The sequence below is a fragment of the Polyangiaceae bacterium genome (assembly GCA_020633205.1).
Lineage (GTDB): Bacteria > Myxococcota_A > Polyangia > Polyangiales > Polyangiaceae > JAHBVY01.
The window spans coordinates 360613-387133 of sequence record JACKEB010000015.1 but is presented as its reverse complement, the minus strand read 5'-3'; the positions used below and the strand labels follow the sequence as shown (position 1 = coordinate 387133).

Annotated in this window: 23 protein-coding genes; 9 read left to right on the top strand and 14 right to left on the bottom strand. The window is 63.5% G+C overall.

All coding sequences use genetic code 11. From position 1 onward, the window contains the following. The first annotated feature begins 203 nt into the window (after positions 1–203). From H6718_24455 to H6718_24445, 3 genes are all read left to right on the top strand, one after another. Positions 204–1565 carry a hypothetical protein gene (locus H6718_24455; GenBank protein MCB9588584.1) on the top strand — a complete coding sequence of 454 codons (1362 nt, stop codon included), beginning with the start codon at positions 204–206 and terminating at the stop codon, positions 1563–1565. Between the two features lie 54 nt (positions 1566–1619). After that, entirely contained in the window at positions 1620–3014 is a 1395-nt protein-coding gene (locus H6718_24450) for a hypothetical protein (GenBank protein MCB9588583.1), read from the top strand. A gap of 107 nt (positions 3015–3121) precedes the next feature. Further along, positions 3122–3817 carry a DUF2293 domain-containing protein gene (locus tag H6718_24445; GenBank protein ID MCB9588582.1) on the top strand — a complete coding sequence of 232 codons (696 nt, stop codon included), beginning with the start codon at positions 3122–3124 and terminating at the stop codon, positions 3815–3817. 42 nt (positions 3818–3859) lie between these two features. Here the strand turns inward: H6718_24445 and H6718_24440 are convergent, their stop codons facing one another. From H6718_24440 to H6718_24430, 3 genes are all read right to left on the bottom strand, one after another. Next, positions 3860–4693 carry a hypothetical protein gene (locus H6718_24440; GenBank protein ID MCB9588581.1) on the bottom strand — a complete coding sequence of 278 codons (834 nt, stop codon included), beginning with the start codon at positions 4691–4693 and terminating at the stop codon, positions 3860–3862. A 192-nt stretch (positions 4694–4885) separates the two neighbouring features. After that, entirely contained in the window at positions 4886–5761 is an 876-nt protein-coding gene (locus tag H6718_24435) for a pirin family protein (GenBank protein ID MCB9588580.1), read from the bottom strand. Between the two features lie 113 nt (positions 5762–5874). Continuing rightward, positions 5875–6204, bottom strand: coding sequence for an antibiotic biosynthesis monooxygenase (locus H6718_24430; protein ID MCB9588579.1), 330 nt, complete (start codon positions 6202–6204; stop codon positions 5875–5877). 233 nt (positions 6205–6437) lie between these two features. Between H6718_24430 and serB the strand changes: the two genes are divergently transcribed. Continuing rightward, entirely contained in the window at positions 6438–7649 is a 1212-nt protein-coding gene (gene serB / locus H6718_24425; protein MCB9588578.1) for a phosphoserine phosphatase SerB, read from the top strand. A 22-nt stretch (positions 7650–7671) separates the two neighbouring features. On the opposite strand, the gene H6718_24420 is transcribed toward serB, so the two are convergent. After that, complete coding sequence (locus tag H6718_24420) at positions 7672–8703, bottom strand: hypothetical protein (GenBank protein MCB9588577.1); 1032 nt, start codon at positions 8701–8703, stop codon at positions 7672–7674. 241 nt (positions 8704–8944) lie between these two features. On the opposite strand from H6718_24420, the gene H6718_24415 reads away from it, so the two are divergent. Continuing rightward, positions 8945–9706, top strand: coding sequence for a hypothetical protein (locus H6718_24415; protein ID MCB9588576.1), 762 nt, complete (start codon positions 8945–8947; stop codon positions 9704–9706). Between the two features lie 66 nt (positions 9707–9772). Here the strand turns inward: H6718_24415 and H6718_24410 are convergent, their stop codons facing one another. Beyond that, positions 9773–10435 (bottom strand): class I SAM-dependent methyltransferase, encoded by a 663-nt coding sequence (locus H6718_24410; GenBank protein MCB9588575.1) that lies wholly within the window; start codon positions 10433–10435, stop codon positions 9773–9775. After that, positions 10435–11601 carry a hypothetical protein gene (locus H6718_24405; protein MCB9588574.1) on the bottom strand — a complete coding sequence of 389 codons (1167 nt, stop codon included), beginning with the start codon at positions 11599–11601 and terminating at the stop codon, positions 10435–10437. The genes H6718_24410 and H6718_24405 overlap by 1 nt, the downstream gene beginning before the upstream one ends. Before the next feature lie 309 nt (positions 11602–11910). Here H6718_24405 and H6718_24400 point away from each other — a divergent pair, with 309 nt between their 5' ends. The 3 genes from H6718_24400 (at position 11911) to H6718_24390 (ending at position 14694) form a co-directional block, all read left to right on the top strand. Continuing rightward, positions 11911–12903, top strand: a complete 993-nt coding sequence (locus H6718_24400; protein ID MCB9588573.1) for an NAD-dependent epimerase/dehydratase family protein — start codon at positions 11911–11913, stop codon at positions 12901–12903. Between the two features lie 157 nt (positions 12904–13060). Further along, positions 13061–13594 (top strand): DUF4345 family protein, encoded by a 534-nt coding sequence (locus H6718_24395; GenBank protein ID MCB9588572.1) that lies wholly within the window; start codon positions 13061–13063, stop codon positions 13592–13594. A 23-nt stretch (positions 13595–13617) separates the two neighbouring features. Next, on the top strand, positions 13618–14694 hold the full coding sequence (locus H6718_24390; GenBank protein MCB9588571.1) for a hypothetical protein: 1077 nt from the start codon (positions 13618–13620) through the stop codon (positions 14692–14694). A gap of 22 nt (positions 14695–14716) precedes the next feature. Here the strand turns inward: H6718_24390 and H6718_24385 are convergent, their stop codons facing one another. After that, entirely contained in the window at positions 14717–15682 is a 966-nt protein-coding gene (locus H6718_24385) for a hypothetical protein (GenBank protein ID MCB9588570.1), read from the bottom strand. 90 nt (positions 15683–15772) lie between these two features. Between H6718_24385 and H6718_24380 the strand changes: the two genes are divergently transcribed. Continuing rightward, positions 15773–16711 (top strand): 1-acyl-sn-glycerol-3-phosphate acyltransferase, encoded by a 939-nt coding sequence (locus tag H6718_24380; GenBank protein MCB9588569.1) that lies wholly within the window; start codon positions 15773–15775, stop codon positions 16709–16711. A gap of 47 nt (positions 16712–16758) precedes the next feature. Here the strand turns inward: H6718_24380 and H6718_24375 are convergent, their stop codons facing one another. The 7 genes from H6718_24375 to H6718_24345 all read right to left on the bottom strand — a co-directional run bounded on the left by H6718_24375 (position 16759) and on the right by H6718_24345 (position 26330). Continuing rightward, a complete protein-coding gene (locus H6718_24375; protein ID MCB9588568.1) occupies positions 16759–17472 on the bottom strand; it encodes a hypothetical protein in 714 nt (237 codons plus the stop codon). Positions 17473–17557: 85 nt separating this feature from the next. Then, positions 17558–17884 (bottom strand): TerB family tellurite resistance protein, encoded by a 327-nt coding sequence (locus H6718_24370; protein MCB9588567.1) that lies wholly within the window; start codon positions 17882–17884, stop codon positions 17558–17560. Positions 17885–17948: 64 nt separating this feature from the next. Beyond that, a complete protein-coding gene (locus H6718_24365; protein MCB9588566.1) occupies positions 17949–18224 on the bottom strand; it encodes an oxidative damage protection protein in 276 nt (91 codons plus the stop codon). Between the two features lie 97 nt (positions 18225–18321). Further along, the gene (locus H6718_24360) at positions 18322–19164 is read right to left on the bottom strand and encodes a hypothetical protein (GenBank protein ID MCB9588565.1); all 843 of its coding nucleotides are present in this window, start codon (positions 19162–19164) and stop codon (positions 18322–18324) included. An 86-nt stretch (positions 19165–19250) separates the two neighbouring features. Next, the gene (locus H6718_24355; protein ID MCB9588564.1) at positions 19251–24095 is read right to left on the bottom strand and encodes a zinc-dependent metalloprotease; all 4845 of its coding nucleotides are present in this window, start codon (positions 24093–24095) and stop codon (positions 19251–19253) included. Positions 24096–24455: 360 nt separating this feature from the next. Then, a complete protein-coding gene (hisD, locus tag H6718_24350; GenBank protein ID MCB9588563.1) occupies positions 24456–25760 on the bottom strand; it encodes a histidinol dehydrogenase in 1305 nt (434 codons plus the stop codon). 54 nt (positions 25761–25814) lie between these two features. Then, positions 25815–26330, bottom strand: coding sequence for an SMI1/KNR4 family protein (locus H6718_24345; GenBank protein MCB9588562.1), 516 nt, complete (start codon positions 26328–26330; stop codon positions 25815–25817). Positions 26331–26521 lie beyond the last annotated feature (191 nt).

Sequence of the window (26521 nt, the reverse complement as noted above, 5' to 3'; positions counted from 1 at the left end):
CGCAACGCCAACGAGAGGACCGCCCGGTCGCGCGAGTGCTAGGTAGGCGAGGCGGAGCTTCGCCAGGCTTCTGCCACTTCTGTGCGTGATGTGTCTAGCACGCCGGTCAACACTCCTCTTTCGGACAAGAGCCCACAACAGGTCACACCCCTATTCGTATCGCACTGATTGCGAATGGCTCATCCCTCGCGTAGGTTGAACACATGCGTTTGTTCTGGTTCGCTTCTGCGCTGCTGGTGTGCGCTTGCGGGTCGGCGAAGCAGATCGATCCACAGGGCAGTGCCGCAACCAGTTCAGAGGGCGGTTCGTCGGCCAGTGGCGGCTCATCCGCGAACGGTGGTTCGTCGGCTAGTGGCGGCTCATCCGCGAACGGTGGTTCGTCGGCTAGTGGCGGCTCATCCGCGAACGGTGGTTCGTCCGCGAACGGTGGTGTTGGTGGTAGCGGAGGTAGTTCCTCGAGTGCATGCGGCGTGCTCACATCAGGGGCGCTGGGTGCGCAACAGACGGCACCCGTCGAACTCAGTGGCCTAGCGGTCGCATCCGTGAGTTCAGGCTTCGTAGTGGTCCTTCGTCAGCGTTCCACTTCCACTCAGGAAATCTCCATGCTCTCCCAGCATGTAAGTGACGAGGGTGTCGTCGGGAGTGTGTCAGGGCGATCTCTCGAAACCTGCCCCGAGAGTGCATTCGATGGCATCGATGTGGCTTTCCACGGGGATCAAGGCACCGTGGTAAGCACGCTGCAGAACTGCGCCGGTTCGGGCGCAGGCATCGCCTTCATCCCGATCAATGCCCAAGGTGAATTGGGCACAGCCACGCAGCGTCGCAACGCCAACTTTGATTCCCTATCCCTCGCACACCACGGGGCCCTGGCGGCGATTCCTGGAACGAATGATTTCGAGCTCGTCTACCGAGCAAGGATTTCGGGCGTCGTGGGACAATCGGCAGTCATCACCAACAACGACTTCAAGGCTGGCGCGAACACAATCAACCTATTCGATGCCGCGCCCGTCAGCTACGCGAGCGTCTCCCGTTCGTCTTCGGCGCGAGCATTGTTGGGAGCGACTAACACCGAGACTCGCCTCTACACGGGTGTGCCGGGGGGTTCCTTGAGCGAGCAAACCCTGGCTCTTGCGGACCAGGCCGCCATCACCACCTGGAACGACCAGGTCGGCTTGTTGTTCCCCGAAGCAAACGGCGCGTCCAGTCTCCGCACCTACAGCACAAGCGGCAGTGTGTTGTCTGCGATCGACCTACCCGAGTCCGACGTCCAGGCGGTGGCGCTCACCGAATCTCAAGGAAGGCTATTCGGCGCCCTAGGACTAGCGGGCGGCGTACATCTCGTCCTTGCGACGACAAGCGATCTCAGCAACGACTCGTCTACTTATGCGCTCCCGAGCGTAGCAAATCTCGAGAGCTTCGACGGGCATCAGCTCGAGATCAACGCTGCCAGGGGGCGGGTCTTTATCGCGTGGCTGCTCAAAAAGTCTGCCGCTGCGAATACGGCTGTTGGTGGCTGGGCACTGCTCCAGTGCAACTTGGAATCAGCATCAGGCCAGGGCGAGTGAACTATGCGGAAATACAACCTCGCGAATGCTCCCCTACCACTTGACCTTTCAGGAATGAGACGGTTGGTCGTTGGTGCGACGATCGGGCTGAGTGCTTGCAGCTCCTCGGATGATCCTCGCTTTGGCTCTGGCAGCGGCGGTGTCGGCGCGCAAGGTGGTACTACGCTTGGCGGCGCTGGCGGTGGCGCGCATGGCGGATCCGCAGGGGAATACACCAACGGCGCAGGTGGCGGCGGAACCGCACAAGGCGGCTCTGGGGGAATGTCCAGCGGTGGGAGCACGCCAGGTGGTTCTGGCGGGGGAGGCGGAGGCGGGACAAGTGGCGGTACGGAGGGAGGCGGAGGCACACTTCAAACCTGTTCTCTCGCGTTGGTGAACCAGGGGCAGCTCCCGCCACCCTTCCTAGGACATTCGAGGCTCAACTCCATTGATGTGGCTCCCAGTCAGACCGGGTTCGTCATCGTCTATCGGGAGCACGCACACACCGGCAGCATGCAGCTTAGTTCCGTACCCATCGACGACTCCGGTGGCGCCGGCACTCCGTTGAACCTCAAGCTCCAGAGCTGCAGCTTTACTGATATCTACGGAACCGCCGTCGATTTCCACGGGGATACAGGCGTTGCCGCAACCGCGCTACCCGACTGCGCCAATACAGGCCCTGGACTAGCAGTGGCTGGGCTCACTCCAGCAGGGTTGGACGGCAGCCTGAACATCGCCCGCTACCCAGGCACCACGGCACTGCGCCTCGCCAGACACTCCGGGTTAGCGGCGATCCCGGGAACCGCAGACTACGAACTAGCCTACTACGAGCAAGATACCCAAGCGTTGGGCAAGGCGGTGGTTGTTGACGCCAACGGCGTGAAGCCTGGTGCGGTACATACGCCGCTCTTCAATCGCGCCGAGGTGAGTTCAGCTCAGACCGCCCGCACGAACCAGATTCGCGCTTACCTGGGCGGTAGACCCACTGGGATGCATTTCAGCGTGGTGGACTACGACGGAAACCAGACCTCCTCCGACATCGAGTTCGGCTCGTGGTCGAGCTTGGTTGCATGGCAGGACCGCGCTGCTGCCCTCGTGGAGGCCGCTAACAAGAAAACCGCAAACTACACCGTGAAAGACAGCAAAGGCGCTCTGTTGGCCGCGGGCAGCGTGCCAACCACCGAGCTCCGAAGTGGTGACCTGACGGTGGCGGGAGACTATCTGGTGCTGCTCTTGGGCCATCTCGGCCGATTGACCATTGCGCGAATTCCTGGAGTGATAGGCAACCTAGGCAGCCCTGAGACCTCGAGCTTCACCAACTTCGGCGGCACTCCTCTCGAACCTCTTGCTGGTTACCGTGTGGCAGCGGCAGCCGCACGAGGACTACTGCTGGTAACTTGGCTCAGCCATGATGATCCACAAGCCGGTGTGAACGTCGGCGGTTGGGCACTTCTGCGCTGTGGGTCGTAACGCGTTCACAAGCACCGCCATGCACAGAGCTGGCCACTCCCGCAGTTGCCAACCCGCTATCGCAACCTCGACGACGACCTCGACGTTATGCTAGGGGGGGCAGCGCCATGCCCGCGCAGAGCCGCACAGCACCCAAACTCGGCAGCATCGTCGCGCCCGGGCGATCCGCGCGCGAAGTGAAGACGGAAGCCGGTGACTACCGCGTCGCGCCCAGCGATTGGGTGCTGGTGCCGCCAGGGGATCCGGCGCTCAGTCGACGCATCAAGGCCGAGGGCGACCACTGGTTGGTTCAGGAAAAGAAGGGCCGCAAGCTCTTTTCCCGGGGGATCTGGGCGCCGAAGGAGCGCGTGGAGCGTATCACAGCCGACCTCGAAGTGGAACGGAAGGACCCGGCGTACCAGCGCAAGCTGGACGCAGCGCGAGCGAAGCGCGAGACGGAGCAAGCCGAGTACGCGGAAGACTTCGAGCGGGAAGTCTTCGAGTTTCTGAGCTTTGCAGAGCAATACGCAGATCTAGCTGGTCGCATGGCACAGGCGATCGCGAAACACGCGACCCCAGTGGGTAGCGGCACCGTCGCGCGCACCAAACGCATCTCCATCGAGGAGCGGGCGCGTGCCGCCACCATCGCCTGGATGCGCCACCAGACCACCGCCTACGACGACATGAAAATTCCGCGCGTCAAAGGCATGCGCCGCGAAGTGCGCCGCCAGCTAGCCCAACGCTCCACGGCGCTCCTCGGACGTTACCGCCGCGGCGAAGCCATTCCTGCAGAATGTCCGCTCAAGCGGGCACTCCAAGCCTAGGTGCCCGCTCAAGCGGGCACTAGACATGCTCCACGCCTGAAATCACAGACTCAGGTGGAAGCACGGCGCGGCGCCATCGCGCTCATCGATCAACGACACCCCGTCGACCGCCTTCACGGCCTCACGCAGCGCCTTGATGCGATCCGCGGTCATGCCGCGCGAACGAACATCTGCCGCGGTGAAGTTCAAGTGGCGTGAGATGAACTGCCCCTCTTCCATCTGCTGCTGGATCAGCTTGCGCATGCGAATGATCGTGCCCTTGCGGGTCATGCCCTCGGCGCGCGCCTCTTTATAGACCTGCACGATGGCCTTCGCCAAATCTGTCCGGGCGTAGAGCTTGATCACGTCTTCGCCCGACTTGAGCTTCTTGAACATCAGCTCTGCCTGGCGCTGGGCCGTGCGATCGCCTCCGGTCACCACCAGCTTCTGACGCGTGGCCTTGCGATACAGGTTCGCTACCTCGCGGAGACGCTCAGCGCTGGACTCCTTGAGGCGCAAGCTGCGTGCAACGACGCGGAACTCCCGGCTGTCCTTGAGGGAGACGACGGGATCTTCCTTCTCGTCGTCATCCGCGGACTCATCGGACTTCGAGTCGTCATCGGACTTGGAGTCGTCGTCTGACTTTGCGTCGTCGTCTGACTTTGCGTCGTCGTCTGACTTTGCGTCGTCGTCTGACTTCGCGTCGTCGCTGTCCTTGTCGTCCGATTTGGAGTCGTCGGAGTCATCGGCGTCGCCGGGCACGTCGTCAGGGACGTCGCTGGCCTCCGGCGCGCCTGCCGCTTCCTTCTGTTTCCCCTCTTCGGCGTGAGCGGCGCTGATACAGCTGAAACCCAGCACTGACAGCATCACCACTCGTCGCAAACCGCGCATCGACATGGGCCGCGCTCTGTCACGTCGGAACGCCATCGTCAACGCCCGAACTCAAACGCCACAGAGCGGGTGGACTACAGCGCGAAAGCAGCGCGCCTCACCCCCAAAACGAGCGCTCAGGCGTCCACGATAAGGTCAGGGTCGTCTGCAATCGGGTGAAGCGCGCAAGGCTTGCACGGTGCTCGAGCTGACCCGCCGTCAGTCGACGAACGGGCCGCGCAGGTAAATCGGCTCGCGGTGGGGGCGTCCGCTGAGCACCACGAAGCGCGAGGGGCGGCTAGCTGAGATGTCGAGTTGCCCCGACAGCGGCAGGATGCCTTCGCGCATCGCAAGCTTCACGCCCTGAGCCTGAACCTCACCAGAGATCAGGTACAGCAGGTGGTTGTTGTCATCAGGCAGGCTCACCGAGTGGGTGGAGCCGGCGTCAAGCATCACGTCCTCGTAGAACACCGCGGTCTCGAGCTTGACGGGTGAGCCCTCACCCACGATGCGCCGGGTAGTTTTCCCTGCGGTTTTTATCAAGGGCAGCTCTTGATGGGGCGTCCCGGCGTAGCTTGGATCGATTTGCTTCTTCACCCGCGGGAGATTCACCCACAGCTGCAAGCCGCGGTTGTTCGTGCCTGACCCCGGCATCTCCGAGTGCCGTGCGCCACTGCCTGAAGTGAAGCGCTGAGTGCCGCCGGCGGTGATGATGCTGTCGTTACCGAGGTTGTCCTTGTGATGAAACGCGCCTTCGATCATGTACGTGAAGGCTTCGAATCCGCGGTGCGGGTGATCCGGAAAACCAGCGGGCTGCGCGACCTCGAAGTCATCGAGCACGACGAACGGGTCGAGGTGGCGAAAGCCCGGCACCGGAAAGATGCGATGCACGATCGCGCCACGGCCCTCCGCGGTCGGCATGCTGCGGAACTGCCGTGGAACACGTCGCGCCGGCAGCGGCTGAGCGGTACGCGTCGCGGAGCGCGCCTCAGGCGCTCCGGTATCGCAACCCAACAGACCACCAGCGCCGAGCACACTGGCCGAAGCCAGAGTCACCAAGTTGCCGAGCACCTCGCGCCGCGGGATCTGTTTCATGATTCAGGGAGCCGTTTCCGCGCCCGCACTCCGGAGCGCAGCCTCGAGTTTGGCGGCACTCGCCAGCACCAAGCAAGCGCCGCAACAATGCGTTCCCCTGGCGGGCTGAGTCTTCAGTCGTCGGGTTCGAGGCGGAAGCGGTACTCTCGAGCGATCTCCGCGCTCTGCACCGAGTACTCGGAGTAGTAGGCGTCCCGACCACGCTCTTGAGCCATATGATGCTCCGGGTGGTTCTTCCAGGCGAGCAGGCTCTCCAGCGAGTCGAACTCCACGAGGCTCACCCGCTCGGCGTCGTCTGCAGTGAACGTCTTGAAGCTCAGGTAGCCGGGCATGCTTTGAGCGAGCTCACGCATGCGCAGCGCAACCTCGCCGTAGTCGCTCCCCGCGTCGGCGCGCAGCCGGTTTCGGAAGACGGTGATCCACTTCGAGCGTTCGTTCGCCATCGGGGAAGGATAGCCGCGCAAGCGCATTCGCGGCCTGTCACGGCGCCCACACTTGCGGCCAGGGGCTGTTCACTCAGAGTGAAACTCCAGGCGACCGACCGCATCCGGCCCCGTTTTCGCGCCAAACAGCTCAGCTTGCATCAGGGTTTGAGCCGCGGCTCCCGCGTGAGCTTGCAGCCCGCTCTGGCCGCGCGTTATGGGGAGCCTGCTCCGTGAAACGAGAGCTCAAAGCCATGGCACAGAACGATCGCATCATCCTCCACGTCGCCGGGCCTGACCGCCCTGGTGTCACCGCCAAGCTCGCTGAAGTCATCGCGTCCGAGCACGCGAGGCTCGTCAACATCGGCCAGTCCGTGCTGCACGGTTACTTGAACCTGAGCGCGGTGATCGACCTGCCGACCACCTCCGGCGCCTTGCGCGAGATCTTGTTCTCCGTCAGCGCCTTGGGCTTGAAGGTGGACGTATCGCCTTTCACCGCGGAAATGGAGGAGACGCCGTTCCCTCCCCGCAGCGCGCTGTGTGTCAGCTTCCTCGGAGCGCTGGGGGATGGTTCCTCCCTTGCGGAGATCACTCGCTACATCGCGAGCAAGAACCTCAACATCCGTCAGATCCGCCCGCTGTCCGACGACGGCTTCAGCGGCGTCGAGCTGATCGCCGACTCCGAGCACAAGGAGCTCACAGACAACGACGTGATGGGTCTCCGCGGCGACCTGCTCGCGATGGGCGCGCAGCTTCAGGTGGACATGGCGGTGCAACGAGACGACATCTTCCGCCGCAACAAGCGCCTGGTGTGCATGGATGTGGACTCCACGTTCGTGAACGGCGAGTTCATCGATGAGCTCGCTGAGCTCTGCGGCGTGAAGGACCGCGTCGCGGAGATCACGAAGCGCGCCATGGCGGGTGAGCTCGACTTCTCCGGCGCGCTCCGCGAGCGCGTGAAGCTCCTCGAAGGGCTGCCGATGGAGCGTGCTCGCAGCTTGAGCGATCGCTTCGAGCTGAACCCCGGCGCCGAGACGTTCGTGAAGATCTTGAAGAGCCTCGGCTTCCGCGTGGGACTCGTGAGCGGCGGCTTCGACTTCTTCGTCGACGAGCTGCGTCAGCGCTTCAACCTGGACTTCGCCTTCGCCAACGAGCTCGAGACGAAGGACGGCTTGCTGACCGGCAACGTGCTCGGCACCATCGTCGACCCCCAGCGCAAGGCGCAGCTCTTGAAGGACATGGCGAAGACCTACGAGGTCCGCCTCGAGCAGACGGTCGCGATTGGTGACGGCGCGAACGACATCTTCATGCTGCAGACGGCAGGCCTCGGCATCGCCTACCGCGCCAAGCCCAAGCTGCAGGCCGTGGCGGATATGAGCCTGAACCACAACGAGGGCCGCCTCGATGCGCTCTTGCACCTGATGGGCTTCACGGCCCAAGAGCTCGCCGGCATCGCCGAGTGCTGATTCCCCGAGGATATTAAGCCCGTCAAAGCTTTTCAGGCGCCGTCGGCGTGCGGCGCCAGCGCTCGGCCACAGCGCGGATCGCGTCGGGGTAGACACCGAAGTGCGCGCAGTGGTCGAGCTTGCCGTTGCCGGCATAGCCACGCGTGTGAAAGTCGCCTGCGCTGTAGAAGTCCGTCAGCTGAAGCCCGAGCGGGTCCTTACGGCGAGCTGGCACCGGCTTACCTCCGAGTTCCGACACCAACCAGTGAATCGTCTCCGTGGTGGAGGCATAGTCTTCCGTGGGGATCGCGGAGTGACTCAGGAAGAAGAAGCGCTTCCCCACTAGCGCTGCCCTACCAAATGCGACGAATGGCGCGAGGCGCAGGGCGCGCGCATTCAAGTCGCGAGAGCCGTGAAAGCTGTCGAGCAAGATCAGAGCATCGACCTTCTCACCGAGGGGCTGCGTCAACACCTCGCCAATCGCCTCGAAGCCGCGGCTCCAACCAGAGAGCGCCATCCGCCGCACATGAGCAGGTCGCCCGATGCGCTTGCTCAACGCTTTTTCCACACCGGTTATCAGTTGAGTGAACAGCTTTCCGTCGTGAAACGGGGGTGCGTACGCCTTCCCGATCCCCAGGCTCACTCCCAAGAACACCAGATCTTCTCCGGTGCGCACGAGCTCCTTGCGCGCCGGTCGTTGACCGTGGAAGTGCACCACCAGGTCGAAGCCGCCGCCTTCGTCGAGCGTGAGGTGCTTCGGCACGATGAAGTTCCCCATCGGCTGGACATGGATCCACTTCGGCTCATGCACACCAAAACCAGGGTCCGGCGCTTCACACGGCAGCACGCCGCCTCGCTCCGCCGGGCCCGCCATGAACTGCAGCTCCTTCGCTGGAACTGCGTCACGCCAGCCCTCGGGCAGCGGCAGATAAGTCTGTTGAGTCGCGGAGAAGGGCCGCGTCGCGTTCAACGGATCTGTGAGCGTCGCTGGATGCTCGTTCGACGCAGGTTCTACGCTCTCGACGGGTTTGGGGGTGAGGCGCGCCACACTGCCCGTGCTGCTCGCAGAAGTCACCGGCGCAGCCCGTGCAGTGTCCGCCGCCGCGGAGGCTGAGGCGACCAAGCGCTGCTGCAAGGGCTCTGAGCGCTCGCAGCCAACCGCTAGACACCCGACCAAAGCCAATGCAAAGCACGCCGCGCCGGTGTGGTCAGAGGCGTTGTTAGGGCTGGCCGCGCGTCGGCGCGCATCCCCAGGCGCGGGATCTGGCGTCACAAAGCGCATGCGTGAGCCCCAGGGTGTCGTATACGACGCGCCGATGGCAAGCCCAGGAATCAAGCGCAAGCTCCAGCTGCGCATCGTCCACCAAGGCGAAGAAATCACCGGCGCGGCTCCCCTCCCCATCGAGCGCGCCGCGAAGATTTGCGCGCGGGGCGACGAGACCCACCGCGCTCTGGTTCACCTTTGCCTGACCTTCGCCGACTATGCGCTGCGCCAGTCGATGCCGCCAGGCGCGAACCGCCCGTTGCTCGAGCAACTCCAGGTCGCCTACGCTTGGGTCCAAGGCAAAGCCAGCATCGAAGCCGTACGCAAAGCTCGCAGCGAGGCGTTCAACGCCATCGTTGCCGCAGAGAAACGAACCAGCGAAACCGTGGAAGCCACACTGCGGGTCATGGAACGCAAGGCGGAGACTGGACTCGACCGTCACGCCACCACCGTGGTGCTGCGCTACGCAGCGCTGGCCGCGAACTACGCCGCGGGCTGCGCCGTGATGACCCTCGACACCGTCGATGACCCAGGGCGCAGCCTGAACCTCGTGACGCAAGCAGCGGGCGCAGTGTCGTACCAACGCATGGCCCTCGGGCCAGCGCTCGGCAGCGAGCTACGCGCCGCCGCCTGGGGCCAAGCAGAGTGGGAAGCATCGCGTCCTGGCGCGTCAGAGGTGTACCCTGCCGGCGCCCTCGCGGTGCAGCTCTTCCACGAGTTCCTGGGTTGCCAGTGGAAAGACCAGAGCGACGGCTTGCGAGCGTACTTCGAGGTGTTCTGCGAGTGGGCGCTTCCGCACCTGCAAGCAAACTGAGTTCATCTAACCCGCCTTGATTCCGTGCGGCACTGACTGTTCGACGGCTCTCCGCCTTCGGGAATGTCAGCGCTTGCGGGCAAGATAGAGGCCGTCGCCTAGGGGCAGCATGCTGACGCTGACCCGTTCGTCTTGGTGGATGTGCTCGTTGAGCTTGCGGATGGTTACGGTGTCTTCGTCTTGATCCGACGGATCCGCAACGGCGCCACTCCAAAGCACGTTGTCCACCAGGATCAAGCCGCCGGGGCGTAGCAGCTCCAAGCAGTGCTCGTAATAGGTCAGGTAGCCGCCCTTATCCGCGTCGATGAACGCGATGTCGTAGCTACCTGCTTCCCCAGCAGCGAGTCGTGCCTTGAGCGTCTCCGCTGCAGGTGCGAGCACCAGCTCGCACTTGTGGCTGACACCAGCGCGCTCCCAGTACTTCTTGGCGATCGCGGTGAACTCGGCGTTCACGTCGCAAGCCAGGAGCTTCCCATCCTCCGGCATCGCGAGCGCCACACTCAGGGAGCTGTAGCCGGTGAACACTCCAACCTCGATGGCGCGCCTCACCCCCATGAGCTCCACCAGCAAGCGCATGAACTGCCCTTGCTCGGGGGAAATCTGCATGCGTGCGGCGGGGTGTTCCGCCGTCTCCTTGCGCAAAGCGGCGAGCACTTCCGGCTCACGGAGTGAGTGATTCAGCAGGTAGGAATAGACGTTATCGGGGAGGCCGAGACTGCGTAGAGACATCAGTCGTCAGTCTGTAGCAGATCGGGCCACTTGGGATCCTCTACCAGCATTTCGTCCACCCAATCCGTGAGCAACGTTCCGTTCACCTGGTGATCGTAGAGGCCAATCGCCGCGGTGTGCTGCGCCCCAGCGATGTAGAAGCGATTGAAGCGCTCAGGGCTGCGCTCGTGGATGCTCCCAGTCTCCTTGAGCAAGAGCGCTTTGAAGTCTTCGCCGGCCATGCCCAGGAAGACACCACCGATCACCGCGTCCTCGTATGAAGAGAACGCACCGACCCGCAGACTCGGGTCACGGTCGAGTGCCCAGGCGATCATCTCGGAGAACTGTCCCTCCTGGCAGGTCTCACAGGATGCCGGGATGAACTGGTCGAATTTCCACTCGGCTTTGAAGTTCTCGAGGGTCTCTGGGCGATCCGGGTTGGTCAGACCAAGCCCTGCGTCGTTGATGACGTCGAGTCGCGCCGTTGGCCACTGCATGCGCACGGCAGCGGTGCCGATGATGGTTCCGTAGCCGCCCGCACTCGACCCCACCAGCGCGATGCGCTTGGGTTCTGGGTAGCGCTCCTTGAGTACATCCATCGCCGCCGTCAGGTTAGCGAGCCCGTGGTGGTAGCGAATCGTGCCGTCACCTTGATCGATTTCGTTGTCGCCGCTGAATACGGAGCCGTCGCAGTACGCGACGTGGGCCATGTTGTAGCCGTAGAACGGATTCTGCTCGGTGGACGGATCCGTCCAGCCCAGAGTCGGTACGCGATCCCCCGCCTTGGTGTTCGCTGAGCAGAGCTCAGACCAACACGCGCCGCCCCCTTGCAAGTAGATCAGCAGATTCTCCGAGCCCGTGTCCTGCAAACCAAAGGCGTAGGGATCGCCCCAGAGGCAGATCGGACCGTGCTCGTCGGCTGCGAACTGAAAGCCGTACAAGCCTTCTCCGTAGTCACGCACCTCTTCTGGCTTGAACTTGCCGATGTAACGATCGACACCGGCTTCTCGCAGCTCCTGCATGGTCGCGTCGTCGAATCCGACTTGCGTGGCGCCTTCGTCGCCGACCGCTTCATCGCTACCGCAGCCCACCGCAGCGAGACCCAGGCTGAGAGCCAGCAGGGTTGGCGCGAACCCGCCCACGCGCTTAAGGGGAACGCTCGCCGTCGGAGCAATCACGCCGCTCATTGCCTCGTCCTTCCTGCTACGGCCGCCAAGCTCCGGCAGCCAGGGCGCTGGAACCACACCCCAGCGCAGTGAAACACAGTCTAGCGGAGCCGACAGGTCGGCCGCTAGGCAGAGGAAGCGAAACACGAGCTACGACGCTGCTTTGGCGTCGAGACACAACCGCGGTTGCGCACTTGGAGCAAGCTTCCAGGCTCGGCAGATTGCGAGCACAGCAAACGCATCCCAAGCGTCTCCGGAAGCCACGATCGGCGGGAGGACAGGCTGTAGTACGCTCGCGCCCATGAGCCGACGCTTTATCCAGGAGGGAATGTGAAGCGAGCGATGGTCACTGGTGGCTGCGGCTTCCTGGGCAGCTCGATTGTGCGGCTCTTGCTCGAGCGCGGCGTAGAAGTCAGCGTGATGGCGTTGCCCAACGAGCCCCTGGATAACCTCGCGGGACTCGACGTGGAGATCCAGCGCGGTAACGTGCTCGATTTGGAGGCCTGTCGGCGCGCCGTGAGCGGCATCGACACGCTCTTCCACGCGGCAGCGGTGTACAAGTCTTTCATGCCAGACCCTCGTCCGATGTACGAGGTGAACCTGCGCGGCACCTTCAACATGCTAGAAGCCGCAAGACGTGCCGAGGTCGAGCGGACGATCTACACAGCGAGCATTGTTTCCCTAGGGAGACCAGCGCCCGGGCGTCTAGGCGATGAGAGCTCCGCCTATGAAGCCTGGGACGTCGAGATGCACTACAGCCGCTCGAAGTACCACTCGCGGGAGGTGGCCGAAGGCTTCTCCGCTTGGGGTATGGATGTGCGAGTGGTCTGCCCGGGGGCGGTGCTCGGCCCCGGAGACATTGCGCCGACGCCAACCGGGCAGACGGTGATCAACACATTGCAGACCCCCGGGCCAGCGGTCACCACCGAGGGCGGCATGAGCTACGTCGATGTCCGTGACGCCGCAATGGTGCATCTCCTCGCAGCGGAGAAAGGTCGCGCGGGTGAGCGCTACATCGCAACAGCGCACAACTTGAGCAACGCCGACCTGATGCGAGCGATCCTGAGCGCTTCCGGCGACAAGCGGTCCATCCGGCGCCTCCCGACGGGCCTAACCAAGCGCCTGGTGCGCGGCATGGAGCGCATTTCAATTCTGCGCGGAAAGGAGCCGCCCGTCACCAGCGCCTTCTTCGAGTACACACTCAAGCCCGGTTTCTACTCCAACGAAAAGTCGATCCTGGAGCTCGGCGCCAGCTACCGCGACTTCGCAGAGACGCTGCGCGACGCCATCGCCTACTTCCGGGAGCGCGGGCTACTTCACTAGCCTAGCAGGCCGCCGCCATATCTCAGCCGGTCGGCTGCACCAGAACGAGACGCAGGACACTTGGCCGCCTCCGGGGACCAGCTAACTCGCGGGTCTTTGAGAGCCCGGCCGTGAGCAGCGCTTGGGTTGGGACGATCCGCGTGAGATACTGCGCGGCGTGAAAGCGCTGGCTCGGATTTGCTTGTGGCTCTACGTCCTCGTGTTCATCGGCGCGGGCGGCGCGATGCTGATCGGCGCCAAAGACGCCGCGCAAATGGTGGGCGTCAGCACAGAGATGCTGGAACAGAGCGGCGTCGCGTCGCTGCTCAACCAGCTGCGCTACATGGGCGCCATCGCCATTGGCTTCGGTGCTGCCGTCGCGGTGCTCAACAAGCAGATCCTCACGGAGAAGCGTCACGCCTCGCTGTTCGTCGTCGTGCTGCTCTTGATGCCGGTATCGCGCACCATCTCGCTCTTCATCGACGGCTTTCCGCACTTCTCCTTGCTGCTCTTGATGCTCGGCGAGTACGGCCTCTTCACGATCTTCTTTCTGCACACCAAGCGCAACGTCTGGAGCAAGGGCAAAGCGGGCGCCGAAGAGGGCGCCGTCCCCACAACGGATGGCCTGGATCCGGAGCTCGCGGAGCTGGCTGAAGCAGCCATCGCGGCGGACAAGCCCAAGGCCACCAGCAAAGCTTCAGCCAAGTCCTGAGAAGCTTCAGCTAGACTGTCCCCATGGTGCGCTTGCTTTCAGGATTGGGAGCCACGGCGGTGGCGCTAGGGCTCTTCGCGGTCGGCTGCAGTTCGAGCGATGACACAGGCGGCGGTGACGCAGGCATCCCGTTCGAAGAGCTGCCTGGGGAGCTGACGACGGCGATCTGCCAGCTGCTCAGCGGTTGCGGCGCGGAGCTCACCGCCGTGTACGTGCCCAACGAAGACTGCGAACAGCTCCAGGGTCAGATCTTCAGTGACAGCGACTACCCAGCGCTCGCTTCAGGCGTTGCGAGTGGCCGCGTGGTCTACCACCCAACTGCGGCCCGTGCGTGCCTCGACGCCATCGCGAACGGTCAGTGCGATGTGTTGCTCGGTGGGCTCCCCAAGGTGTGCGACGACACCATCGAAGGAACCACGCCCCTGGGTGGCGACTGCAGCATCGACGCCGAGTGCGGCAACACCCGCTACTGCAGCGCCGCGGGCAGTTGCCCTGGCAAGTGCGCCGAGCGCGGCGCTGCGGGGGCAACCTGCGCAGGGGACTCTGCGTGCGGCAGCGGCCTGGTTTGCACCTCAGCGGGCACCTGTGCGGCCCCTCTCGCCAAAGGCTCCCCTTGCGACGATGGCGGAGTGCCATGCACCGCGGGCGCGTTTTGCTTTGGCGCCACGATGGATGCCCAGGGCCGATGCGAAGATGTCGACTCGCTCTTCACCACTCACGAGGGCCAGGCGTGCGATATCGCCACCGGTCCGCTCTGCACCCTCGACTTGGCGTGCGTACCTAGCGGCGGCACGTCCGGTACCTGCCAGAAGTTCTCAAGCTTGGGCGAGAGCTGCGTCCCGGCGTTTCCCGACGGATGCGGGGACAGCGCCTACTGCCGACTGGAGAGCGCGGACGCTGGCACCTGCAGCGAGCTCCCAGCCGCGGGTCAGCCGTGTGCCCAGGTATTCGGCCCACAGTGTCAGCCCTACGCGCGCTGTGTGAACGGCACTTGCCGCAACCTGCAGCGCCTCGGTGGCAGCTGCGAAGCGGACAGTATGTGCTACTCAGGGAACTGCGAAGGCAACGTGTGCAAGAGCACCGACGCCTGTTCGCCCTGAGGTTTGCGTCAGGCTGCCGAGTTCACGCGAACTTGGCTTCCAGTGCGTCTGCGGCCAGCTCGTCGTAGCTCATGCGAGAGGCGCGCTCCCGTTCCGCTTCGTCGTACAGCCGCGCGATCATCTCGGGCCCAACGCCGAGGAAGCGCTCGATCGCGCGCCCGAACACCACGCGAGTGAAGGCGGAGTCGTTGTACTGATCTTGCAGGCGCTCCATGAACTTCACGAAGGCGCTGCGTCGCACGCCGGTCTTCTTGCTCAAGAGCTGGATGCGCTTGAAGGCCTCCTTCATGCGCACGCCGCTCGGGTCAACGACCTGCATCGGCTTGAAGAATACCCCGCGGAAAAATGGCGCGCCGTAGTACAGCACGTGCGCAAATGACCACAGCGCGGAGAGCTGCACCGCCAGGGGCTTACGCGGCTCCTTGGACAGCTTGTCGGCATACTCTTGGGACGAGTAGTAGCCGATCATATGAAAGTCGATGGCGATGTGGCGCGACTCGTCGCGGTTGATCAGGTTCATCGCGCGCTCGCTCATCGCGTCGTGCACGTAGTCGTTGATCGAGCGCAGCAGCGCGATGTCGAGGATCAACTCTCCACTGGTGATGTACGCATTCGCAATTTCCGCAGAGAGATATTTCACCGAGGCCACGAAATGCGGACGAAAGCGCTGCAGCGCCTCGTTCATTTCATAGGTCTGCAGCTTCCGGGTGTCGTAGTAGCGCGCGAGACGTTCGGCTGCTTGAGCGTGGCGCTCTTCGTCTTCGACGAAGGTGGCGAAGATGGCTTCGAGCGTGGGGTCCTCCGCGCGTCGCCGTTGCTCTTCGAACAGTGCACCGGCCAAGCGCTCGATGCCGGCCATGTCGGTGAAGTACTGAACGATCGCCCGCTCGTCATCGGCGGACATCGCCCGGGGGGAACCGCTCCAGTCGAGGTCTTCGACGTTCCACTGCTCGCGGCGACACTTTTCCAGCATGCGCTCAAGGTTCATAGGCGTGGCTCGAGTCTAGCATCTGAAGGCTCCTAAGTTCTGCGTCGGATGGGCGTACCATGACTTGGTAGTGCTGCTATGGTCGCGGCCATGGCCCTGGAGGACGGCGTTCGGATGCTGGTGGAGACCGCTGCGAGCTTCGTCACGCCTAGTCTCTCGGAGGAGGTACGTTCCAGTCTGACGTCACTGCTCGTCGGTGAGGAAGAGGCGGCACAGCGTGAACTGTTGCAGCGGCTGATGACGACGGGAGACGGCTGGGGCTACTTTCCGCCGAACCAGCTCGCGCGGCGTATCAACTACGCCCTCGGCGAACTGACGGTGAAGGCTGATTCGACGCTGCGTGGAGCCGAACACCTGCCGGTCTCCGGTACGCCTAGCGTGTACCTCGCGAATCACCTGTCCTTCTCCGACGCGAACCTGTTCGCGTACTTGCTCGAGCGCGAAGGACACGCAGCCAGCGTGGAAAAGCTCTGCGTCCTGGCAGGCCCGAAGGTCTTTACTGAAGCTTTCCGACGCTTCAGCAGCCTGTGCTTCGGTGCGATCAAGCTGCCCCAGAGTCCAAGCCGCGCATCGGGTGAGGCCGTCATGCCGCGCCGAGAGGTCGCTCGGCTGGCGGCGGAGACAATCAGCACGTGCGAGGAGCGCCTTCGCTCAGGGGACCACTTGCTGGTGTTCGTCGAAGGCACCCGCAGCCGTAGCGCCGCCATGCAGCCTGCACTCGGCGCAGTGTCTCGTTACCTCGAGGTACCGGGGACTCAGATCATCCCGCTTGCGCTCACTGGCACCGAGCACCTGGTGCCAATCGGCGAAGAGCACGCGCACACCACCCACGTCGACGCACTGATCGGCAAGCCCCTCAGCGCCGAGGCGCTCGTCGCCGCTTCCGAAGGGAAACGTGGGACTCAGATGCACGCAGTGGGTCTGGCCATCGCGAGGCTCCTGCCCGAGTCGTATCGAGGCTACTACGGCGACGAAGACCAGCCAGAGCTCAAGGCGGCATCCGCTGCCCTAGCGGCGCTCGAGGACTGACCGCCGCGACCCGAGCGCGCCATGCTCATCCGAGCGCGTCGGTAATGTCAGAGCAGCGTGACGCGCATCAAGAGCGAGCTCTTGGACTGTAGCGCTGCGTTCTGCTTGCCCTTGCCCTTGCTCGGCGGCTTCTCTTGGGGGGGAGGAGCCTTCTTCGGCTGCTCCGGTTCTTTAGCGCGCTCCGCTTGGGCTTCTTTGCGCTTCTGCTCGACGAGGTCCCGGTGCTTCTTCTTCAGCTTGCCACCGGCGAGCAGCTCTTGCTTGAGCGATGCGTGGTACTTCACGACCCGCCACGTCTTCTTCTTTGGCTGGCACCAGCGGTTTTGCTTTGGGAAGTTCAAGCCCTGATAGCTCGCCAGCCATTGCTGGAACAGCGCGCTGCCGGTTTTTTCCTTGCAGAATTTCCGATTGCGAGTGATGAGCTTCGCTACCCAGCGTAGGTTCTCCTCACCCTCGAGGAGCTGCGACTTCACAGCCTTACACTCGTCGCTTGGGTGATTCACCGGGTCATCGTCGAGCTTGCAAGCGCCGATGTAGCGCGCCCGGATCTGCCCAAGCCCGTAGTCTTCGCCGTTTTCGCTAACCAGCTCGGGAAAGAAGCCTGTCTCGAAATGCACGATCGCGACGGCGCTCAAAGGATCGAAGTCTCGAGACTTTGCCTCGGCTTGGATCACCTTCGCGTAACGCTCGGCCTCCGGGTATGGAATGCCCGGCCGTGTGAGGTACATCGCGGCGATGATGACTGCGAGGGGGCGCAACATCAGGTCGCTGGGCTTAGCGCGAACGAGCGGCGCTTGCCAATCGCGGCCCGGCCGATGAACCGGAGCGAGCTAGAGGTCGCGCAGCTCAGACCAGGAGCTGTTCCAATAACTCGAAGATTTCCGCTTCGTTGGGATCGACGTTGCCGTCGCTCTCGATCAGCTTCTTGGCCGTATCGAGGAACAGCTTTCGGTGCTTTCTGGGCACGGTAGCCGGATCCACCTCCTCGGGCGTGGGAGGATTAGCGAGCCAGCCATCGACAAGCTTCGCCTCGTCCTTCTCCAGCTTCAGCTGCTTCACCAAGCGGTGGACGAACTGACGCTCCTGTTTCTGCACCTCGAGGTCCGCCCACGCGAACGCGCAAACGAACTTCAACAACAGCAGGCGGTCATCCTTGGACAGCGTCTCGAGCATCGCGCGGGAGCGTACTTGTTGCGCTGGCCGGTGACAATGCTCCCCGCTACTCGCGGGAGACGGGTCAGCCCTTGTCGACGGGAGCGAACTCCGGGGGCAGCTCGGAGCCTTCTCCCCAGAAGTACTTCTCGAGTTCGGTCATCCAGATGCGCTGGCCTTGCTCAGACGTCAGGTCGAGACGGTACTCGTTGATCAGCATCTTCGAGTGCTCCAGCCAACCTCGCCAGCCATCCTTCGAGATGTTGTCGAACACCCGCTGACCGAGCTCACCCTTGAAAGGGGGTTTGTCGAGTCCCTCTGCCTCACGGCCGAGCTTGATGCAGTTGACGGTACGAGCCATGGCGTGGGTTCTGGTCGTTTCCGCTGCCTCCGTCAACCGTCAGCCAGCCCCGTTGACTCTTTCTCGGGACTGGCACGGGGGGGTGGTGTTGCGGCGCCTACTCTTTCTCGGCGCTCGCACTGGGAGCTGGCACGGCGCCGGGACCCATCTCGGTGCGGATCTTTCGCAAGCGATCACGCAGGGCCTTGTCACTGACCAGGATGATGGCCTCGTTCAACAGCTGGCGCGCGCGTGTGGACTTTGGATGGCGGTTCGCGTGCTTCTTGAACAGCTCGATCGCCGTTTCGCGATCCGCCGGCGCACCCTCACGAATGTAGCCCGCGATGCGCAGCAGCGCGTCACGCTCGGCGTTGTAGTACTGAAAGGCAGCGAGCTGAAGCGGATCGCGGTCGCGGTTCTCCCCATGCTTCGCAGCTTCGACTGCAGCCATCACGCCGTTCTTTGGCTCGGCTGAACCGGAGGGTGCGGGCGAAGGAGCGGAGCTGGACAAAGCCGCGACGCTCGGAGCGGCGGAGGGAGTGGCAGCTGGGGGCTTGCCCTTGTCTCCCGCCTTTGGGTCCGCCCGTAGCACCAGCTTCTGCATGTAGGAGAGCTCGAGCTTCTCGCCGGCCGCTGCAGCGGCGTCGGCCGCCTCCGCTGCAAGCTTGAGGTGCTCGGCTGGTGCCACCGACTTTTCTTCGCCGACCTTGAGCGCTTCGCGCTTCGCGATGGCGGTGGAGCAAAGCGGCCGGTCCGCTTCTCCCAGAGCCATGCACTCGGGAAGAGCGGGAAACTGCTTCCAGCGCTTCAACCAATCGGCGCGCATCGCGTCGATCCGCGACCCGTCGGGTGCGTTGCTCGAAGGGCTGGTAGGCGCTGGTTTCGACTCATCGCAGGCCGAGGTCAGCACGGCTGAAGATATGCATGCGGAAATCAGCGCGAGCGGGACAAGTCTATTCATCGATAACATCGCTTCACAAAACGACCGCGGCCCGAGTGTGTTCCCACTCGGGCCGTCAGTCTTTCTATTTGTCTAGCAGGAGCCGATCACTCGCCGCTGGTTCCGTAGATCCCCTTCATGCTGGGATCCGCCATGCCGAAGTCGTGCATGGCTTGACGCATGAAGTCCGGCACCGAGACGAAGTCCACCAACTTCAGACAGGCCGCGCTGCTCTCACAGCTCGTACCCGACTTCAGCAGAGGCTGACCCGTGACCGAGTCCATCACCGGGACGTACCAGGTGACGCCGTTGTGGTCGACCTCAGTGGTCTGGTACGCCGCGTTGAGCAGCTCGTTCGCGTACTCAAGGATACGGGCACCAATACCGCGCTGAACCGTCTTGCACGCCGGAGAGCCGCTGGTGGTCTTGCCGAAGCAGAAGGTCTCCGACCCGTAAGTGCGGGCGATGTAGACCTCACCGGTGGGCATGTGGAACTCGATGCGGTTGTCGAAGCCAGGATCGCTGTCCGCGCCCAAGCTCCAGATCCCCATCTGGTCCAGCCAACGGGTCTTCTGGTTCTCCGGCAGGTAGATCAGGGTCCAGGCGATCAGGAACTTCTGCTGCTCCCAACCGATCTGGGGATCCAGTGCACGGCTAACCTCGGGCACGTTCGGCTTGAAGCTGGTTCCATCCTTGCCGTAGGCCGAACAGATCGAGGTGCCTTCGTTGGGGAAGCAAACTTCGGGGGTCGACGGCCACCAGCTGATCCAGCCGAGAGGCTGGGTCGGGTAACCCTCCGCGTCCACCACCGGCTTGCCACCCGCGGTCGCCGCAACGCGCGCGCCCTTGACCCAGCCGTCACCGGTCAGGTTGTTGGCGAGCCAACGACGGTAGCCGTCGCCGAACAGGTCAGCGAGAGATACCGAGCGGAAACGAGCGTCAACGAAGTCCGTCAGCGAGCTGCTGATGAAGTTGTCCACCGACTCGGTGAGCAACATCGTGGAGTAGACCTTGTCGTAGTACGAGCCCGCGTTGATGGTGAACTCGGAGTCGTACTCGCCGCGGTTGTCGGACAGGGTGTTGTTCACCAGCTTGCCGCCGATACCCACCGTGTTCCAGTAGCCCTGGGGGCCATCGGGAACGGTGAGGAGCGTGCTGCCCACCGGCACGAAGTCGTTCGCGACGAGGGGGGAGAACACGTTGGTGATACCAAGGTTGTTACCCTCTTCGTGCGGACCGGCGTTCGGGCGCTGCATCTGACGGGTGAAGTGATCGAACGCCATACCAGCGGCGAGCATGTTGTCGCCCCAGCCGAAGTAGTCGACGTAGAGGCCGAACGCACCAGGCTGGATGTTCTGGATGTTGTTGTAGATCAGGCCCAGACCCTTGGCGCCGTCACGCATCTTCGTGTTGTAGCGACTCAACACACGGTTGGCGGCGCTACGCACGCTGAAGGTGTTCCGGTTGCGACGGTAGTTGTCGAAGATGTGCCGCAGCTCCTGCTCGGAGATGAGGAACTCGAACAACTCGTAGGCGTCAGCACCCTGGTCGTGACGGTAAACCGCGAGGTTTCCGAGGTCTGCCCAACGGTCGGTTGCGAAACCGTAGGGGAAGCGGGTGCGGCCGTCGGGAGCGATGCTCGGGCCCGTGCCACCGGTCGCTTGCGCGTCGGTGTTACCAGCCTCGAACCCACCACCGCTCAGCAGATCCCAGTCCACGTAGCCGAGCCGACGCTGCTTGCAGCGAGTGTACTGCCCGTTCACGCGAACCAGGTGACCGTCGAGGGTCGGATCCCACTTGCCCTTGGTCGCCTCATCCCAATCGCTCGGGACGTAGTCCTCGACATTGACCGCGGTGCAGCCGTCGATGAGCTTGTAGACCTTGTTGAGCTGCGAGTAGTGGATGACCGGAGCTGCCTGGCCCGAAGGCTGAGGTGCGCTCTGGTAGATGTAGCCGAGGATGCCGCCGAACGAGTCGAGGATGGTCTCGTTGATCGCCGAGGCGAGAACGGTACCGTCCTTCATGTCGTCCTGGTTGAACACCGACGCGACGTCGCCGTACATCATCTTGGCGGCGTGGAAGTCGTATCCACCCAGGCCGACCATGTCCTGCGCGTAGTCACCGGCGTAGTCCATGATGGAGGAGTGGGACCACATGCCGATCATGCCGTCCTGCTCTTCCTGGGTTACCGGGTCGTAGTAACGCGGACCGACGCAGTTCTCTGCCTCAGCGCCCTGCGCCAGATCGGTGCACTCAGTGGTGACCGCGCCGTCGCGGGTACGCAGCTGCCAGTACTGCGGGCGGTAGTTGAAGGCGTTCGAGGAGCTCACGAAGTTGTGGCGGAAGCCAAACGTGTGACCCATCTCGTGCGTGATGACCGCGAAGTGCATCTTCTGCGCGACGTAGTTCTTCATCGCGTCCGCACGCTCGAGCTGCGTGTTGAGCGAGTCGTCCTTATTGAAGGCGCCGAACTTCGCCTCGAGCTTGTTCGCCATACCGGTCATTGCGGTGGGCGAAGGAGCAAACTCGTCAGCGTGGAGCAAGCAGGCACCGCGGTTTGCGAGGCCTAGCTCACCCAGCTCCTGCAGGTCGCGGAACAGGGTCGGGTTGATGCGACCACGCAGCGGCGAGGCGAACTCGAGAGCGGAGCCCGTGGGCAACGATCCCGAACCAGCCATCTGCTGCATCGCCGGAGTGATGAGCTCAGCTTCCGTCTGGCTGCCGTACGCCGTTTGCATGCGGGCGAAGTACTTCTGCTTCATGGCAGAGGTAGCTCCGACCGACGCGCGGGTGTTGCGAGCCATCTGGAGTTGCTGGACGACGCGCTGGTCGACCTTCGCATTCTCGTCGATTGCGGCGAGCCCGGTGTCGATGTCCTTGCCGATGGCTTGGAACATGTCGGCCTTGCGCTGGGTGACCTCAGCCTTGGTCATGGGCGCCATGGCACCGCCAGAGCTCATGATCTGTGCGGCCTTGTCCCAGTCCTTGACGAACTTACCGTCAGTGACGTCCGCCACCGACAGCTCGCCCTTGATGAAGCGGCTGACGTCGACCACGGACTGCGCGATGAAGTCCGTCGGCCAGGCCCAGACGTTGATGCTGGCGCTGATGGCTTCACCCGTGAGCGGGTTCGCGTACGTCGGACCGAAGCCCCACGGAGAACCAGTCTGGGGGGTGTTGATGACGTTCACGAGGTGACGACGCACATCGCCGATACGCACCTTGTACGCTGCCGTACACGAGTCGACCACGTGCTTCTCGGCATCCGTCAGGGACGCCTTTGCCTTGAGCACGTCGAGGCTCTGGCAATCGGTGGGCGTCACGTCACGGGGCAGACGAGCTTCGCCGGGAGCACACTCGGCCGGGTCATCAGCCGCGATCGGGCTGTGGCAGAGGATGACGACGTCCTTCATCATCGCCATGGCCTTGAGCGCCCTACCCTCGGCATCGCCGTCCGCGTAGCCGCGCTTGGCGATGGTGCTGTCCGCTACGCCTTCACAGGCCGCCGTGTCCCAACGCTTGCTGGGGTCGGCAGCGCCGTTCCGCGCGCGGCAGGCATCGACCTCACGCCAGATGGCGAGAGCGTCTTCGTTGCTGTCCATCTGTCCGTGCGGAACCGGGAATGCGTCCTCGCAGTCGGTGCGGCCGGTGCGGTAACACTCCGCGTTGCGCGCCGCCTGGACGGCCAAACGCATCGCTACGTCCCACTCCTGGGTCGCCCAGTAGGTGCCCTCCCAGTAACGGTAGTCGCTCTTGTTGGTGTAGTACCAAACGATCGGGTCCACCTCGCGCTGGGCGAAGGGCAGCGTGCACTTCTGGCTGAAGGTGTCGCACTGCGAGCCACCGCCCACGTTCGCGCACTCGTCCGCGGTGCCGTCCTTGTTTTCGTCGCGATTCGGATCCGCGCCAACGGGAGTGGTCGTGGGAGTGAAGCACTCGGTCGCGCCAGTCATCGCCTCTGGATCGGCGTAGGCGTGGCTGCGCTTCCAGATGTTGTAGCGCGAGATGAAGCGACGCCACTGGGTGTCCACCATGCCGTAGTTCCGCGCGAAACCGCGGCGGTCCTTGGTGAAGGCACCGGCGGCCTGGAAACGGAAGCCGTCCCAGTCCTCGGGCTGGTAGTCCTTGTCCTGAACCTTCCAGAACGAGTGACGGATGGTCAGCTCCTGGGGGTTGCAGTTACCGGCCGGAGCCTGACCGCCAGAGAAGTCCGCGTCGAAGAAGCAGACCGGCACTTCGCCGTAGCCCCACATGCCACCGAGATCGATGGTCTGAGGCTTCGCCCACGCCTTGGTGGTGACGTCGAAGTAGTCCTTCTCGAAGTTCGGCGCGTTCTCGTCCTTGGGATCGTTAACGTAGTAGCCGGTCTCTTCGTACTGGTAGGCACCGAAGAAGATGCCGTAGATGGCGAGCGTGTCGAAGTCGTAAGCCTCGGTGATGAGGTTACGCGACCAATCCACGCGGAAGTACTTGCGCTCGTACCAGGGCGCGTCCGACGTGTTCTCTTCGATCACGTTCAGCTCTTCGCCCGTTGACGGGTTGTAGCTGCGCTTGATGTCGAAGTGCCCCTGGATGTTGAAGGCGTAAATGACCTGGCCGTCATTCGTCTCCATACCAGCGCCCTGGCCGTCCGAGCCGTCGATGCGCTCGTATGCCAGGCGACCGATCAGGCGGTCTTCGGTGATCTGCCAGCGGATGATCGACAGGTCGTTGGCGTAGAAGCCGTCGAAGAACGCGTCTTGCGTCGCGCCATAGCCGATGTCGAGCACGGTGCCGTTGGCATAAAACGCGGGGTTATCTGCTTCACTTTGCAGATCCGCACCCACGAAAAAGCTCTTCTCGAGGGCGTTGGGTTGCACGCGGTTGATCGGCTCTCGCTCCTCGGCACACCCGAGAGTCGCGAGCAGCCCGACTGACGCTGCAAGCAGTGGCCGGGTCCATTTAAGAGTCATGAGTTCTCCTTCGAACGAACGGGGTTAGCCGTGTCGGTTCCAGCGCAGACGGCGCCAGTGACCGTGTTAAGCAACAAGCAGGCCAAATTGAAAGCTCTGCAATTTCAAGAACTTGAAGAATTGCCGCTGAAGTGCGTTAGGGAGCTAACCACCGGCCCCGTCGCTCGACGAACACCGCCAACTTCCGCACACGCCCCACCGGGGCGCTTGTGATAGTTGGGTTTCGAGCGCTTGTTAAGACCCTGTAGAGGCAGGTAGGCACTTCGCATACCGCCGTAGCCAAGCCTGCCAGCCACATCGGAACCAACCGCTGCACACCTGAGACAGAGTGAGAATTCGTACAGCGCCGCCGAGGGGTCCTCAGGCGCGATTCTGCACTTTACTGCTGGCGCCGCGTACGCGCACTTCAACGGCGCGTGCATGGGCTTCGAGGCCTTCGCAGCGAGCCAAGTCGGTGATCGCTGACGCTTGCTCAGAGAGCGCACTGGCTTCGTAGGTGATCATCGAGCACCGCGTCACGAAGTCGTAGATCCCCAAGGGAGAAGCGAAGCGCGAGGCACCGCCGGTTGGCAACACATGGGACGGTCCAGCGACATAGTCCCCGGCGGCTTCTGGTGTGTGGTGCCCCACGAACAAGGCCCCAGCGCGACCAATCTGATCAGCCAACGCCCGCGCGTCTCGTGTCTGCACGGAAACGTGCTCCACCGCGAGCTCTGTCGCCACCCGAGCCAGCTGCGTGCGGTCCTGAACCACCAGCGCGAAGCCATGATCTTGCACGGAGCGCTCCGCAACCGCGCGCCGCGGAAGCTGAGCGAGCTGCTCTACGAGCTCGCGATCGACGGCGTCGACTAGCTCGCTCTCCGTGGTCACTAGCAACGGATACGCCGCTTCATCGTGCTCCGCTTGAGACAGCAAGTCTGCGGCAACGACGCGCGGATCGGCGCTCGCGTCGGCAACCACCAGGATCTCACTCGGCCCCGCGATGCTATCGATGTCTACTTCGCCGAACACCAGGCGCTTGGCAGCGGCAACGTAGATGTTTCCGGGACCGACGATCTTGTCGACGCGGGGCACGCTTTCGGTGCCGTACGCCAACGCCGCGATCGCCTGCGCTCCGCCAGCGTTGAGTATCGCCGTGACGCCCGCGAGGTGACACGCGGCGCGCACCTCGGGAGCCGGATCGGGCGTGGCGACGATGATCTCGGGTACCCCGGCGACCTGCGCGATGACCGCGCTCATCAACACGCTCGAGGGGTAACGCGCCTTGCCACCCGGCGCGTACACGCCGACGCGGCCGAGGGGCTCCACGCGCGTTCCGAGAGAAACACCGCCGCTGGTGTACTCGAAGCCGCCCAGAAATTCCTTCTGGCGCTCGTGGAACTTCCGGATCCGTGCGGCAGCGAACTCCAGGGCAGCCTGCACTTCTTTCGGGAGACTCGCAAGCGCAGCCTCACCCCCAAAATCCCTCTCTAAGAATGCCTCGACTTCACGTTTTTCGAAGCGCGCGACAGCGGATCGGAGCGCGACGTCGCCTTCCTTGCGAACCACAGCCAAGATCTCTCGCACCGCCGGTTCGACGCGCTCGAGGTCGGACTCGCCCCGGCGCACGAGGCGCGAAAGCAACGCATCGAACTCAGGGCTAGGTTGTGCGGCTCGCTGGAGCATCGCGGCTCGGTCGGGCATCGCGGAAGGCTAGATCCAGAGTCGGCTCGAGGCGAATCAGGTCCAGTGCCCCGCCTTCATGGCGGCCGGGTCGTACTCACGGATCCTCGGCCCCACGGACTCTCTGAAGACGCTTTCGTTGTCCATGTCGAAGTCGTCTTCATCGAAGTCACACGCCACTTCCACCGTGATCGCGAGGATACGCAGGAACATGGCGAAGCTGGACGCGCAGAGCCGCGGCTTCCAGGTGTCTGTGCCGCTCATCGCGGTGTAGACCGGGCAATCGCCTTCGGCGTCGATCTCGCTCACGTCGAGGAAGTAGGGATCGCCAAGCAACGCGCTGTGCCCGACGATGACCCAGGTGGGGCGCCAGCCGTTGGCGGCAGGGCTGAGCAACAGCTCGCCCTCCTCGGTCAGGCAGAAACCCTGCTGCTCCTCCAGGAACTCACCCGACGGCACCAAGCGCACGCGCTCGGAAGGGGTGACGGTTTCCACATCGACAGGGTCCGATTCCAGCAGAAACTCCCGGTAGCGCCGGGGGAGCTTGAGCTGCTTCTTCAGCGAGTCCACCAGGGCGGGATCCGCCGCTCCGAAGCTCGGGGAGAGACCCCGCTGTTGAAAGGATGCCTTGAGGGCTGAGATGGATTCGGCGAGATCGCTGTCCACGTCGCGACCCTTCGCGCAGCGCCTTGGATATGGCGCTGGTGGTGGGAGCCACGGCTTGCGGCTCCGAATTGTTTGTTCGCTCTCCTACTGAGCGCGAC

Excerpts from the sequence above, each read along its gene's own strand:
- H6718_24355 (MCB9588564.1), bottom strand. The coding sequence starts at position 24,095 with ATGACTCTTAAATGGACCCGGCCACTGCTTGCAGCGTCAGTCGGGCTG.
- H6718_24440 (MCB9588581.1), bottom strand. The coding sequence starts at position 4,693 with ATGTCGATGCGCGGTTTGCGACGAGTGGTGATGCTGTCAGTGCTGGGT.
- H6718_24390 (MCB9588571.1), top strand. The coding sequence starts at position 13,618 with ATGGTGCGCTTGCTTTCAGGATTGGGAGCCACGGCGGTGGCGCTAGGG.
- H6718_24435 (MCB9588580.1), bottom strand. The coding sequence starts at position 5,761 with ATGAAACAGATCCCGCGGCGCGAGGTGCTCGGCAACTTGGTGACTCTG.
- H6718_24360 (MCB9588565.1), bottom strand. The coding sequence starts at position 19,164 with ATGAATAGACTTGTCCCGCTCGCGCTGATTTCCGCATGCATATCTTCA.
- H6718_24445 (MCB9588582.1), top strand. The coding sequence starts at position 3,122 with ATGCCCGCGCAGAGCCGCACAGCACCCAAACTCGGCAGCATCGTCGCG.
- hisD (MCB9588563.1), bottom strand. The coding sequence starts at position 25,760 with ATGCTCCAGCGAGCCGCACAACCTAGCCCTGAGTTCGATGCGTTGCTT.
- H6718_24455 (MCB9588584.1), top strand. The coding sequence starts at position 204 with ATGCGTTTGTTCTGGTTCGCTTCTGCGCTGCTGGTGTGCGCTTGCGGG.
- H6718_24375 (MCB9588568.1), bottom strand. The coding sequence starts at position 17,472 with ATGTTGCGCCCCCTCGCAGTCATCATCGCCGCGATGTACCTCACACGG.
- serB (MCB9588578.1), top strand. The coding sequence starts at position 6,438 with ATGGCACAGAACGATCGCATCATCCTCCACGTCGCCGGGCCTGACCGC.
- H6718_24405 (MCB9588574.1), bottom strand. The coding sequence starts at position 11,601 with ATGAGCGGCGTGATTGCTCCGACGGCGAGCGTTCCCCTTAAGCGCGTG.
- H6718_24450 (MCB9588583.1), top strand. The coding sequence starts at position 1,620 with ATGAGACGGTTGGTCGTTGGTGCGACGATCGGGCTGAGTGCTTGCAGC.
- H6718_24385 (MCB9588570.1), bottom strand. The coding sequence starts at position 15,682 with ATGAACCTTGAGCGCATGCTGGAAAAGTGTCGCCGCGAGCAGTGGAAC.
- H6718_24410 (MCB9588575.1), bottom strand. The coding sequence starts at position 10,435 with ATGTCTCTACGCAGTCTCGGCCTCCCCGATAACGTCTATTCCTACCTG.
- H6718_24430 (MCB9588579.1), bottom strand. The coding sequence starts at position 6,204 with ATGGCGAACGAACGCTCGAAGTGGATCACCGTCTTCCGAAACCGGCTG.
- H6718_24370 (MCB9588567.1), bottom strand. The coding sequence starts at position 17,884 with ATGCTCGAGACGCTGTCCAAGGATGACCGCCTGCTGTTGTTGAAGTTC.
- H6718_24380 (MCB9588569.1), top strand. The coding sequence starts at position 15,773 with ATGGCCCTGGAGGACGGCGTTCGGATGCTGGTGGAGACCGCTGCGAGC.
- H6718_24415 (MCB9588576.1), top strand. The coding sequence starts at position 8,945 with ATGGCAAGCCCAGGAATCAAGCGCAAGCTCCAGCTGCGCATCGTCCAC.
- H6718_24365 (MCB9588566.1), bottom strand. The coding sequence starts at position 18,224 with ATGGCTCGTACCGTCAACTGCATCAAGCTCGGCCGTGAGGCAGAGGGA.